The organism is Bacillus sp. JJ1122 (assembly GCF_036964885.1).
In the GTDB taxonomy this organism is placed as follows: Bacteria; Bacillota; Bacilli; order Bacillales; family Cytobacillaceae; genus Mesobacillus.
In genome coordinates this window covers 262,853-275,307 of the sequence record NZ_JBALQL010000006.1, presented here as the reverse complement: position 1 = coordinate 275,307, position 12,455 = coordinate 262,853, and the positions used below count along the sequence as shown (strand labels likewise).

Annotated in this window: 12 protein-coding genes; all 12 read left to right on the top strand. The window is 41.9% G+C overall.

Going from position 1 to position 12,455, the window contains the following annotated elements; translation table 11 throughout:
• Positions 1-102: 102 nt before the first annotated feature.
• The 12 genes from V7201_RS05085 (at position 103) to V7201_RS05030 (ending at position 12,384) form a co-directional block, all read left to right on the top strand.
• Positions 103-939: a heptaprenyl diphosphate synthase component 1 gene (locus V7201_RS05085; protein ID WP_335375700.1), complete on the top strand. Its 837-nt coding sequence runs from the start codon at positions 103-105 to the stop codon at positions 937-939.
• Between the two features lie 5 nt (positions 940-944).
• Positions 945-1,652, top strand: coding sequence for a demethylmenaquinone methyltransferase (locus V7201_RS05080; RefSeq protein ID WP_335375699.1), 708 nt, complete (start codon positions 945-947; stop codon positions 1,650-1,652).
• A gap of 332 nt (positions 1,653-1,984) precedes the next feature.
• A complete protein-coding gene (hepT, locus tag V7201_RS05075; RefSeq protein ID WP_335375698.1) occupies positions 1,985-2,947 on the top strand; it encodes a heptaprenyl diphosphate synthase component II in 963 nt (320 codons plus the stop codon).
• A gap of 91 nt (positions 2,948-3,038) precedes the next feature.
• Positions 3,039-3,485: a nucleoside-diphosphate kinase gene (ndk, locus tag V7201_RS05070; RefSeq protein ID WP_335375697.1), complete on the top strand. Its 447-nt coding sequence runs from the start codon at positions 3,039-3,041 to the stop codon at positions 3,483-3,485.
• Between the two features lie 231 nt (positions 3,486-3,716).
• Complete coding sequence (locus V7201_RS05065) at positions 3,717-4,490, top strand: CheR family methyltransferase (RefSeq protein ID WP_335375696.1); 774 nt, start codon at positions 3,717-3,719, stop codon at positions 4,488-4,490.
• Between the two features lie 220 nt (positions 4,491-4,710).
• Positions 4,711-5,883, top strand: coding sequence for a chorismate synthase (aroC, locus tag V7201_RS05060; protein WP_335375695.1), 1,173 nt, complete (start codon positions 4,711-4,713; stop codon positions 5,881-5,883).
• A 2-nt stretch (positions 5,884-5,885) separates the two neighbouring features.
• Complete coding sequence (aroB, locus tag V7201_RS05055; protein WP_335375694.1) at positions 5,886-6,971, top strand: 3-dehydroquinate synthase; 1,086 nt, start codon at positions 5,886-5,888, stop codon at positions 6,969-6,971.
• 1 nt (position 6,972) lies between these two features.
• A complete protein-coding gene (aroH, locus tag V7201_RS05050; RefSeq protein WP_335375693.1) occupies positions 6,973-7,329 on the top strand; it encodes a chorismate mutase in 357 nt (118 codons plus the stop codon).
• A 104-nt stretch (positions 7,330-7,433) separates the two neighbouring features.
• Positions 7,434-8,537: a histidinol-phosphate transaminase gene (gene hisC / locus V7201_RS05045; RefSeq protein WP_335375692.1), complete on the top strand. Its 1,104-nt coding sequence runs from the start codon at positions 7,434-7,436 to the stop codon at positions 8,535-8,537.
• A 15-nt stretch (positions 8,538-8,552) separates the two neighbouring features.
• Positions 8,553-9,659: a prephenate dehydrogenase gene (locus tag V7201_RS05040; protein WP_335375691.1), complete on the top strand. Its 1,107-nt coding sequence runs from the start codon at positions 8,553-8,555 to the stop codon at positions 9,657-9,659.
• A gap of 10 nt (positions 9,660-9,669) precedes the next feature.
• Positions 9,670-10,956: a 3-phosphoshikimate 1-carboxyvinyltransferase gene (aroA, locus tag V7201_RS05035; RefSeq protein ID WP_335375690.1), complete on the top strand. Its 1,287-nt coding sequence runs from the start codon at positions 9,670-9,672 to the stop codon at positions 10,954-10,956.
• Positions 10,957-11,475: 519 nt separating this feature from the next.
• Positions 11,476-12,384 carry a hypothetical protein gene (locus V7201_RS05030; RefSeq protein WP_335375689.1) on the top strand — a complete coding sequence of 303 codons (909 nt, stop codon included), beginning with the start codon at positions 11,476-11,478 and terminating at the stop codon, positions 12,382-12,384.
• The last annotated feature ends 71 nt before the right edge of the window (positions 12,385-12,455 follow it).

Genomic DNA, 12,455 nt, shown 5'->3' with positions numbered 1-12,455 from the left:
GTCGGCCAGCGCTTGTCGGGGCTGGTCAAGGCGCTTGCGCTTTTCTTAATTCGACAATTTCTGCCCGCTGCCGGCAATCCAATTTAAATAAGGGGAACAAGGGTGATTTATTTGCTAGACTTACAAAACAAATTAGATGGCATCAGAGATCTTCTTCTCGAGAAACTTTCGCATCCTTATTTGCTGGAGCATGTAGAATCTCCTTATATCGATGATGATAAGATCTTGCTGCTTATTTCATTACTCGATCAGTACGGAGTAAAGCAGGAACAAATTGAGAATTATACTGTGACCGCAATGCTCCTGCAAATTGCCCTTGATACCCATGAGCAAGTCCAGAACACACAATCTAGTGAAGAAGACGATAGCCATAAAAAACGCCAATTAACAGTGCTTGCAGGCATTTATTTTAGTGGCCTGTATTATAAACTACTCGCAGAAACTGATGACATAGAAATGATCAAGCAATTGGCAGCAGGTGTAAAGGAAATTAATGAGCATAAGATATCGGTTTATCAAAAAGAAGCAGAAGCAATTGATAAATTGATGCACAGTGTTAAATTGATTGAATCCACACTGCTTGGGAAAATAGCGGATCACTTCCATGCTGCAGAATGGCATGATTTAACTGCAAATTGGCTATTTGTTAAAAGATTGATTGCAGAAGAAAAAATGTTTCTCCAAACGGGCAGATCGCTGGTTTTTGATGTTTTAAAGAAAATCGCATTGCCAAAAGTGGATCAAAGCTCTACGGAATTATCTTCTGAACAGCAAAAATACTTATTATCAATTTGTACTCGTTATATTGAATTTTCATTGACGATGATAGATACAGCTTTAAACAGGCTTCCCGGAATGAACAGCCTGCTTGCTGACAGGTTAAAGCTGATCGCGGGCCAGCACCAGTCCATGTCTAAAAAATTCGCGGAAGAAGGGTAAAAGAAATGCAGCAATCGAAAGAAGAACGAGTTCATGGTGTCTTCGAAAAAATCTATGAAAATTATGATCAAATGAATTCCGTCATCAGCTTTCAGCAGCATATTAAATGGCGCAATGACACGATGAAAAAAATGAATGTCCCAAAAGGCGCTAAAGCCCTGGATGTATGCTGCGGAACAGCTGATTGGACAATTGCGCTAGCAGAAGCTGCTGGCAAGGAAGGCAGCGTCGTTGGTCTTGATTTCAGCAAGAACATGCTGAAGATTGGCGAAGAAAAATTAATTGAACGAAAACTGGATCAAGCGACTCTCGTACATGGCAATGCGATGGAGCTGCCGTTTGAAGATAATAGTTTTGATTATGTGACAATTGGTTTCGGTTTAAGGAATGTTCCCGACTATAACCAGGTGCTGCGGGAAATGCACAGGGTGTTGAAACCCGGTGGGATGGCCGTATGCCTTGAAACTTCACAGCCTACCATGCTTGGTTTCAAACAGGTATACCGTTTTTACTTTAGGTTTATCATGCCTATGTTTGGCAAGCTTTTTGCAAAGAGCTATAACGAATATTCGTGGCTGCAGGAATCTGCTAAAGATTTCCCAGGCATGAAAGAACTTGCCCGGATGTTCGCGGATGCAGGGTTTGTAAATGTAGAATATAAACCATATAGCGGCGGTGTGGCTGCTGTCCATATTGGCCGAAAACAAAAATAAACGATCGTGGCTGCCCTTTTCTTATTTGCCCGGCAAGGAAGGACGGCCTGTTTTTAATTAGACTTTCTTTACAATTTTTTCAATCTCGTGCAGCCAGGGATTGAATAAAGCAGGAGATACGTTTTATCATATAAGTCTAAGTTTACGTAGTTTTGCTGGACAACCGAAATAATAACTTTTTATATATAGCTATGGGAGATTGTTTATTATTGATAAATAACAGCCCACTAGCATAAAAAATCCCTCCTACCTGGCAGACTTTATGGTTGTGTAAGCCGACTGGCTGCTTCCTCACTAGAGCCGGGAAAGGATGCAAAAGCTGGGTGGATATTATGAAAATGAAACTGTTGTATACATATTTAAGTTCGGACTTAACGTTGATTGAGAAAGAACTGGAAGAGACCATTCAAGCAGAATCTCATCTGCTCAGGCAGGCAAGCCTGCATTTGCTCAAGGCAGGCGGTAAAAGGATCCGTCCAGTATTCGTGCTGCTGGGAGGCAAATTTGGCAACTACGATATTAATGTGATCAAGAATGTTGCTGTTTCACTTGAACTGATTCACATGGCTTCCCTAGTACACGATGATGTCATTGATGACGCTGAATTGCGCAGGGGCCAGCCTACCATTAAAGCAAAATGGGATAACAGGATCGCCATGTACACTGGGGATTATATTTTTGCAAGGGCTCTTGAGCTTATGACAAAAATCGAAAATCCGCTCGCCCACCAAATACTTTCTGATACGATTGTCGAATTAAGTGTAGGGGAAATCGAGCAAATAAAAGATAAATATAATTTTGAACAAAACCTGCGCAACTACCTGCTAAGAATAAAAAGGAAGACAGCACTTCTGATTGCGGCCAGCTGCCAGCTTGGTGCAGTTGTTTCAGGAGTTCCGGAAAAAGACCACCGCAAATTATATCAATTTGGCTACTATGTTGGAATGTCTTTTCAAATTACCGATGACGTCCTGGATTTTACGGGCACTGAAAAAGAACTTGGAAAACCAGCTGGGGGTGATTTGCTGCAAGGTAACATCACACTGCCAGTCTTGTATGCGATGGAGGATGAGCAAATCCGTACGAAGATTATGTCAGTCCATGAAAATATGAATAGGCAGGAGCTTGATGAAATCCTGAACATGATCCAGGATTCCGGTGCGATTGAAAAATCTCTCAACCTAAGTGATCGCTATCTGGATAAGGCGCTGTCGATTCTCGGAGAACTCCCGCCAAACAAGGCGAAAAAATCATTGCAGGATATTGCGAAATTTATTGGAAAACGCAAGTATTAGCAAGTTGCGAATTTTTCAAAAAAATGATACTATTTTCAAGGGTTGCTTTTGTAAGCGGTTCACATACATAGATGAATTAGGAGTGGAACTCATGGAAAAGACGTATTTAATGGTCAAGCCTGACGGTGTACAGCGTAACCTGATTGGTGAAGTTGTTGCTCGTTTTGAAAAGAAAGGCTTCCAGCTAGTTGGCGCAAAACTAATGAACATCCCAAGAGAACTTGCTGAAGAGCATTATGGCGAACACAAAGAGCGTCCATTCTTCGGCGAATTAGTAGATTTCATTACTTCAGGTCCTGTATTTGCAATGGTATGGCAAGGTGAAAATGTTATTGCAACAGCTCGCCAGATGATGGGTGCTACAAATCCTAAGGACGCTGCTCCTGGAACAATCCGCGGAGACTTCGGCGTAACAGTAGGAAAGAACGTCATTCACGGTTCCGATTCACCTGAGAGCGCTGAGCGTGAAATCGGATTATTCTTTAAGCCAGAAGAATTGGCTGAGTACAGCAAATTAGTCAACGAGTGGGTTTACTAAAAACCACCAGGGCACTTGTAAACACAAGTGCCCTTTTTATTTTGGGATTTTTTCCTAAAAGATTGTTATTGAAGGAGCTCTCGCCCAACCCGCGGAAAATGACTGCTTGGAGCGGAAATCAACAGACAATTCCAAAAGAGACTAACGGTAAAAAATGTCTCTCTAATTGACTTTAAATCCGCTATAATGGAAATATCAATCTTTTTCAGTTATTTACGAAGGGGTACAAAGATGCCGTGTGACTATGAAAGTTTCATCACAAAAGTCTACCAAAAAACTGGAATAAATCTCGCGCTGTACAAAGAAGCGCAAATGAAGAGGAGATTAACTTCTCTGTATCAGAAAAAGGGCTTTGCTTCTTTTAATGAATTTTTTCAGGCATTAAACAAAGATTATGAACTTTTGAATGAGTTTCTGGACCGAATGACCATTAACGTATCAGAGTTCTATCGAAACGGGAAAAGATGGGATGTCTTAGATAAGACGATACTACCAGGACTTATAAGCAATAATTCAAACCCTAAAATCTGGAGTGCTGCCTGTTCGACAGGGGAAGAGCCTTACACTTTGGCGATGGTCCTTTCTAAACATGTGCCTTTATCGAGATTGCAAATCCTTGCGACGGATATCGATGAGAATGTATTGGCAAAAGCGAAGCTTGGCGTGTACTCAGAGCGCTCGCTGAACGAGGTGCCAAAAGAGATTGTAAACAAGTATTTCTACCCCGAGGGTTCATATTTTAAAGTGTCGGATGAAATCAAAAAAACGGTTACGTTTAAAAAACAAAATCTATTGGCTGATCATTTCGGGGGACCATTTGATTTGATCGTCTGCCGAAACGTCCTCATTTACTTTACTGAAGAAGCAAAGGAAGAACTCTATCAAAAATTCAGTGCTGCGCTTAAGCCCGGAGGAATTCTTTTTGTGGGCAGCACAGAACAGATTTTTAACCCGAATACATACGGATTCGAAACTGCAGAAACATTTTTTTACAGAAAGAAATAGCAAGGAGAGCCGGTAATCCGTGCTCTCTTTTTGTATTTTTTAGCCTGATCATTAAAAATGGAGGTTGACTTTTTGCGAGTCTTTTCCCTTCATGGTAAAATGGCTTCATTCCAAAAATAGTACAAGGAAAATTTCGAAATAATTAATTTATTGCTATTTTTCTGGTGAACTGTATGATATATTAAAACAAATCCTTTAGCGAGTTGAAGGGGGAAAGCGTATGAGATATTTAACAGCGGGGGAATCACACGGACCGCAGCTCACAACCATTATAGAAGGTATGCCTGCTGGTATGCCACTGATAGCTGAAGATATAAATGAAGAGCTTTCACGCAGACAGAAGGGCCATGGGCGCGGCAGAAGGATGCAAATAGAAAAAGATACAGTGCAGATTACCTCTGGGGTGAGACATGGCCTGACACTTGGATCTCCGATTGCACTAGTTGTTGAGAATAATGATTGGAAGCACTGGACAGGAATAATGGGACAGGAACCACTTAATGAACATTCTCCTGAGGAAGTCAAAAGAAAGATTTCCAGACCACGTCCAGGACATGCCGATTTAAATGGTGCATTGAAATACGGTCACAGGGACATGAGAAATGTCCTTGAACGGTCGTCCGCCAGAGAAACGACAGTGCGAGTTGCGGCAGGTGCTGCAGCAAAAAAATTATTAAGTTTACTTGGGATTGAGCTAGCTGCCCATGTGGTTGAAATTGGGGGCATAAAAGCAAGAAACCAGGATTTTTCATCCCTTTCACAATTGAAGGAAGTGACAGAAGAATCCCCGGTGCGCTGTTTTGATTCTGAAGCTGGCCTGAAGATGATGGAAGCGATTGATGATGCTAAGAAAAATGGCGATTCGATTGGCGGTGTCGTTGAAGTAATAGCGGAAGGAATGCCAGCAGGCGTGGGCAGCTATGTCCATTACGACAGAAAGCTTGATGCGAAGCTAGCCTCTGCTATTATGAGCATAAATGCTTTTAAAGGTGTAGAAATAGGTATTGGATTTGAAGCTGCACGAAAGCCTGGAAGTCAGGTTCATGATGAAATAGCGTGGGAGGAAGGCAAGGGTTATTATCGCAAAACAAACCGATTAGGTGGGTTTGAAGGCGGCATGACAACCGGGATGCCTATTATCGTCCGCGGAGTGATGAAGCCGATTCCGACACTTTACAAGCCATTGATGAGTGTCGATATCGATACTAAAGAACCTTTTGCTGCAAGCATTGAAAGATCGGACAGCTGTGCAGTACCAGCAGCAGCAGTTGTAGCAGAAAATGTTGTAGCATGGGAACTTGCATCAGCGCTTGTAGAACAATTTTACTCTGATCGCTTCGAGACTCTGTTAAGTTCAATAGAGGAGCAGAGAAGAACCGCGAGGGATTTTTAAGTATGCAGCAGATAAAAATAAATACAACCACAAAATCCTATCCTGTAAACATAGGACATGGAGCACTCAGGATGCTGGGAGAGCTATGTAATGGAGCTGAAGCTAAGTATACGTCCGTTATGGTCATAACGGACGAAACGGTTGCAAACCTTTATCTCCCATACTTCAGGGAAAACTCTGGGCTGGAACGATTCATTGAAAAAATAGTTCCAAGCGGGGAAAAGGCAAAAACGTTTGATGTGTACTACGACTGTCTTTCTGCAGCACTTGAAAATAAACTTGACCGAAAGTCTCTGATCATTGCATTTGGTGGCGGAGCGGTTGGAGATCTGGCAGGCTTTGTAGCAGCAACCTTTATGCGAGGCATCAGGTTCATCCAGGTACCGACTACGATATTAGCCCATGACAGTGCTGTTGGAGGAAAAGTTGCAATCAACCACCCATTAGGGAAAAACATGGTCGGCGCTTTTCATCAACCAGAAGCAGTCATTTATGACCTGGGATTTATCGAATCCTTGCCCGAAAAGGAAGTAAGATCCGGTTTCGCTGAGGTGATAAAACATTCACTTATATCAGGTGAAGGTTTTTATCATTGGCTCAGGGAAGAAATCAAATCATTAAAAAGTATTGAGTATCCTCAAATGCTGGAATTCTTATCAAAGGGTATCCAAATTAAAGGGTCCGTTGTGGCAAAGGATGAACATGAAAACGGGATTCGCGCCTTCTTGAATTTCGGACACACACTCGGTCATGCGATTGAAGCGGAAGCTGGATACGGAAATATAACACATGGTGAGGCAGTGGCTGTAGGCATGTTATTTGCCATTGAATTAAGCAGGGAAGTGCTCAAACTTGCCTTTAACCTTGAAGAATTTAAAATGTGGCTGCAAAGACTTGGCTATAGGACATCATTGCCAAGCGGCCTTTCAATCGATCGCCTGCTCCTAAGGATGAAACAGGATAAAAAAGCAGTAGGAAAGACTATTCGCTTTGTGCTTCTGCAGCAGGTCGGCGACCCTGTCGTTTCGGAAGTAGAAGAAAAAGTATTGCTGAACAGCTTAAAGAAATTTATGGAAGAGGGGGAATAATATGATTAGAGGAGTAAGGGGGGCCATAACGGTCAATCAAAACACTGAGGAAGAAATCGTTGCTGCAGCCGAAAGGCTTTTTAGAGCGGCGATCAGTGCCAATAATATTTCCCCAAATGATGTAGCCTCCATTTTTATATCCGCAACAGAGGACGTCAACGCTGTTTTTCCTGCGAAAGCTTTAAGGAACATCGAGGGATGGACATATGTTCCAGTAATGTGCATGAAAGAACTGCCAGTTCCAGAATCACTTCAAATGTGTATCAGGTTCATGATACACATTAATACGGAGCTTGATCCAGAGGATATTAAGCATATCTATCTCGAAGGCGCCAAGCAATTAAGGCCGGATTTATAAAAATTTACTTTTTATTTAGCACCTAAAAGTGTAATATTAACACATATCCTTTAATGCTTTAATTAGATAATGGATTAAAGAGTAGTTTCGATGAGGTGGATAAGATGAGATGGAAAAAGCAGTTGTTAAAATTAACTCCCTATCAGCCGGGTAAATCAATTAATGAAGTAAAAAGACAGTATGGGCTTTCTGACATTGTGAAATTAGCCTCTAATGAGAACCCTTTTGGCTGTTCGGAAAAAGTGATGACTGAGATTGCTAATTTTACTGGTAAATTGTCCATTTATCCTGATGGCTATGCGACAGACCTTCGTTTAAAACTCGCAGATAATTTGGATGTGAAGCCTGAACAACTTATTCTTGGAAACGGATCTGATGAAATCATTCAAATGATATCACGTGGGTTGCTTTCTCCGGGAACAAATACAGTTATGGCTACTCCTACATTTCCCCAATATAAACACAATGGGATTATTGAGGGATGCGAAATCAGGGAAATTCCTTTAAAAGATGGAGCGCACGATTTAGACGCAATGTTTGCTGCTATTGATAAGAAAACAGCTGTCGTCTGGTTATGTTCTCCAAATAACCCGACTGGAATTTATATAAAAGAAGCGGATTTGCAGGCTTTTCTTTCCCAAGTTCCAGAGGATGTTCTAGTCGTGCTGGATGAAGCATATTTCGAATATGTTTCTGCAGATGACTTCCACGATTCCCTTCAGTTGCTTGAGGATTATAAAAATGTCATCGTATTAAGGACTTTTTCAAAGATATATGGCCTGGCCAGCCTGAGGGTTGGATACGGCATTGCCAATGAAGTAACCATAGCAGCACTAGAACCTGCCAGGGAGCCTTTTAATGTCAATACACTGGCACAAGCAGCAGCTATAGCGGCAATAGAGGATCAGGATTTTGTTGAAAAATGCAAACAGGAAAATATCGCAGGACTTGAACAGTTTTATCAATTTTGTGACGAAGCTGGATTGAGCTATTATCCTTCCCAAGGTAACTTCATTTTGATTGATTTTGCCGCTGACGGGCAAGAGGTCTTTCAATTTCTTCTTGAACGCGGATTTATTGTGCGTTCTGGCAAAGCACTCGGATTCCCGACTAGTGTAAGGATTACGGTCGGTTCCCGGGAGCAAAATGCAGGAGTAATTGAAAAGATAAAAGAATATTTACGTGTTAATACAGCAATTTCTAAATAAAGGCGTTGATGCATTTTGAAAGGCCGCGTATTTATCATTGGATTAGGACTGATTGGCGGCTCGCTGGCTCTATGCATCAAGGAAGAGCATCCTGAATCAAGTATCATCGGTTTTGATGCAGATGAACATCAAGTCAATTTGGCAAAGATGCTGCAGATCATTGATGATTCAGCCGTGAGTATCGAAGCCGGAGCAGAAGAGGCTGATTTAATTATCATTGCCACCCCTGTCGAAGCAGCTGCCAAAATTATTGAGGTGCTGGCGAAAGTGCGGCTCAAGAAAGATGTCCTAGTCACTGATACAGGAAGTACCAAAGGGTATATCGCTGAAAAAGCCTCATGCTTAACAGAAAAGGGGATCGCGTTTATAGGCGGGCACCCAATGGCTGGTTCCCATAAAAGTGGAATAACAGCTGCAAAGAAACTTCTTTTTGAAAATGCCTTTTACCTTCTGACTCCGATACAAGGAGAGCAGAATGATGCCGCAGAAAAGCTGAAGGTATGGTTGTCCGGTACAAATGCCAAATTTCTCATTGTATCCGGGAAAGAACATGACTACCTCACTGGGGTAGTCAGCCATTTTCCTCATATCATCGCAGCCTCCCTTGTGCACCAGGCTGCCAGGGCAGATGAGGGGAATGTACTTATAACCAGGCTGGCGGCAGGCGGTTTTAGGGACATTACGAGAATTGCTTCAAGTAGTCCGAAAATGTGGAGAGACATATTGCTTCAGAATCGTCCTGTACTTATTTCATTGCTTAATGAATGGCATACTGAGATGGACCGGGTTAAAGAAATGTTGCATGCTGGTGATGAAAGTTTGATTTATGACTACTTCGATACAGCGAAAAATTTCAGGGACGGCTTGCCAGCTCGTGATAAGGGAGCCATTCCTAGTTTTTATGATTTATTTGTCGATGTTCCTGACTATCCAGGTGTCATTTCCGAGATTACAGGATATCTTGCTGAAGAAAGAATCAGCATTACCAATATCCGCATTCTTGAAACAAGGGAAGATATATATGGGGTGCTTGTGATAAGTTTTCAAACACCTGAAGACCGCGTCAATGCACAAAAATGCATTCAAAAACATACAAACTATGGTACTTCTATTGCAGATTAAGGAGCGAAGTATGTCAGTGAAAAAGCTAATAACCAAATCAACTTCATTAAAAGGTGAAATTAAAGTCCCAGGGGATAAATCGATTTCTCACAGGGCTGTTATGTTCGGCTCAATTTCAAACGGAATGACGAAGGTGACTAATTTTCTGCCTGGAGAAGATTGTTTAAGCACCATATCTTGTTTTCGCAGTCTCGGAGTGGAAATCGAACAGAGTGGCAGTGAAGTAACGATACATGGGAAAGGTTTGGACGGGCTGAGGAGATCCGATCACACATTATACGTAGGAAACTCAGGAACAACAATCCGACTGCTTATGGGCATCCTTTCTGGCCTTTCATTCGAAACTCGTCTGGAAGGTGATGAATCGATTGCGAAACGGCCGATGACGAGAGTTACAATACCGTTATCTGAAATGGGTGCAAAGATTACGGGCAAAAACAACGGAGAATTTACGCCGCTGACTGTTAGTGGCAAGAATTTGAAGGGTATTACATACGAACTTCCGGTGGCCAGTGCTCAAGTAAAATCAGCTATTTTACTTGCAGGATTACAGGCGGACGGGGTAACTACCGTCATAGAACCAGTTAAGACAAGGGACCATACTGAACGGATGATCAGGCAATTTGGCGGAAGTGTCGAGCAACAGGGTGATAGAGTTATTGTTAGTGGAGGACAACAGCTTATGGGTACGAATATCGAAGTGCCAGGCGATATTTCTTCAGCTGCATTTTTCCTCGCTGCAGGAGCGATCACCCCTGGCAGTGAGGTATTGCTTAAGAATGTAGGCTTAAACCCAACAAGGACTGGCATTATCGATGTCCTAAGAGAGATGGGAGCCGATCTGACTATAGAAAATGATGATAAAAATTCAGCTGAACCGGCTGGTGATATCAGAATTAAATATTCTCAGCTAAGAGGCACGACAGTGGCAGGAGAATTAATTCCAAGGCTGATTGATGAAATACCGGTAATAGCCTTGCTGGCTACACAGGCTGAAGGCCAGACGGTCATTAAGGATGCTGCTGAGTTAAAGGTGAAAGAAACTAACCGGATTGATACAGTGGTGAATGAGTTAACCAAACTTGGCGCTATAATAGAAGCAACAGAAGACGGTATGATCATCGAAGGTAAAACAAACCTAAAGGGTGGCAATGTATCAACCTATGGTGACCACCGGATAGGGATGATGCTCTCAATCGCTGCCCTTTTATCCAGCGAAGAAGTATATCTTGAAGATAGTGAGGCAATAGCAGTATCATATCCTGGTTTTTTCGATGACTTGGATTCTTTAAAATAAAATTCTAGAAATGGTCATTTGAAACCCATGGAAGGCCTATCCTGCACTTTAGGATGGCCTTTTGCTGTATTTTAAGTTTCTGAATTCCTAAATACTCCTTTTAGAGGACAGATTTAAATATTCCGCTGAAAACGAAATAGATTATATAAGTTGATTGGAGCAAGGGTTCGAGAACACCTCGACGAGGAAAAAGCGCCTCGAGTTGTTATGAGAAGAGGTCCGAGAACAACTCGACGAGGAAAAAGCGCCTCGAGTTGTTATGAGAAGAGTTCCGAGGACAACTCGACGAGGGAAAAACGTATCGAGTAGTTATGAGCAAGGGTCCTATAACACCTCAAAGATGAAATCGATGCACTTAAGCTTTTTAAACATGCATCCTCGCGTAAGCGAGCTTCCTTACGCCTCAGTCAACACTACTCTTAAAGCAATATTGTATGCGAAAGCAGCTAAATCAAAAGAACCGTTATATTCCTAAGTTTTCTGCATAGCTTGTCATAAGACCGATTAAGGAGTGGTTTTATGACATATATAATTGAGAATGCCCATGTGCTAAAAGGACAAGCTGTATCAAATACCAGCTTCATGGTTGATGGAGAGCGGATTATTTCTGCAAGACCTTCTTTCAATCAGTATAACTATATGCGAATGGATGCTGATACTTATATAATGACCCCTACCCATGTCCTCTTTGACCCTAATCTCCCGTTAGCCGGGCCTTTTAAAGAAAGAAAAGACTATTTTCTGAAAAACTTCCTCTTGCGCGGGAGTACAATTGTTTTAACAGCAGTTAAGGTGCATTTTGAGCGGGAACTGGATCTGAGATTGAAGCAGGCTAAAAGTGATTTGATGGACAGTCCCATCGATTACGTGATTGGGATCAGCATACCCGCTCGTTTGTTGAATCCAGTTTTTGTAAGAAAATGCAAAAAGGCAAAAATTCCTGCGCTTTTTTTGGAAATTGGTGATATGAAAGAGCTCGACCGAATCCCTTGGGGGTGGGTCAAAGAAGCGATGTTTCCCTATAACAGCCCGATCATACCAGTTTTTCCAGACTGTAAAAATAAAAAAGAGAAGCAGCTGCAGCTAAATGTCTGGGCAGAGCGGATGAAAAGAGAAGGAATTCCTGCTGTTTATGAAGAATTAGCAGAGTTAAGTCCTATACGGAGAGCTATTTTGAAGAAAATTGGTATTATTCCAGCTAAATCAAATTTACACAGCGGTGGCGAACTAAGTTATAATTTCTACCAGAAAAATGAAGAGACTGCCATGCATGATGAAAATGGGCTTTTCTCAACCTGTTCCCATCTGCTGTCTGTCACGGTCGACAAGGGAAAAGTCATTCGAGCCGGCCGCGATGTTTATTATCGTCCTGGTAAGGGAGAAAATGTTATAATTAATACACCAGGTTTTTTTACAGAGAATCACTGATTAATGCGTCTGGAAAGAGGATGTGTTAATGTATAATTCTGATTTTACGAACTCTGTTAATTGGAACTGAA

Bases quoted from the DNA above. Each gene is read 5' to 3' on its own strand.
- aroA (WP_335375690.1), top strand. From the start codon at position 9,670: ATGTCAGTGAAAAAGCTAATAACCAAATCAACTTCATTAAAAGGTGAA.
- aroC (WP_335375695.1), top strand. From the start codon at position 4,711: ATGAGATATTTAACAGCGGGGGAATCACACGGACCGCAGCTCACAACC.
- hisC (WP_335375692.1), top strand. From the start codon at position 7,434: ATGAGATGGAAAAAGCAGTTGTTAAAATTAACTCCCTATCAGCCGGGT.
- V7201_RS05080 (WP_335375699.1), top strand. From the start codon at position 945: ATGCAGCAATCGAAAGAAGAACGAGTTCATGGTGTCTTCGAAAAAATC.
- ndk (WP_335375697.1), top strand. From the start codon at position 3,039: ATGGAAAAGACGTATTTAATGGTCAAGCCTGACGGTGTACAGCGTAAC.
- V7201_RS05065 (WP_335375696.1), top strand. From the start codon at position 3,717: ATGCCGTGTGACTATGAAAGTTTCATCACAAAAGTCTACCAAAAAACT.
- aroB (WP_335375694.1), top strand. From the start codon at position 5,886: ATGCAGCAGATAAAAATAAATACAACCACAAAATCCTATCCTGTAAAC.
- V7201_RS05030 (WP_335375689.1), top strand. From the start codon at position 11,476: ATGACATATATAATTGAGAATGCCCATGTGCTAAAAGGACAAGCTGTA.
- hepT (WP_335375698.1), top strand. From the start codon at position 1,985: ATGAAAATGAAACTGTTGTATACATATTTAAGTTCGGACTTAACGTTG.
- aroH (WP_335375693.1), top strand. From the start codon at position 6,973: ATGATTAGAGGAGTAAGGGGGGCCATAACGGTCAATCAAAACACTGAG.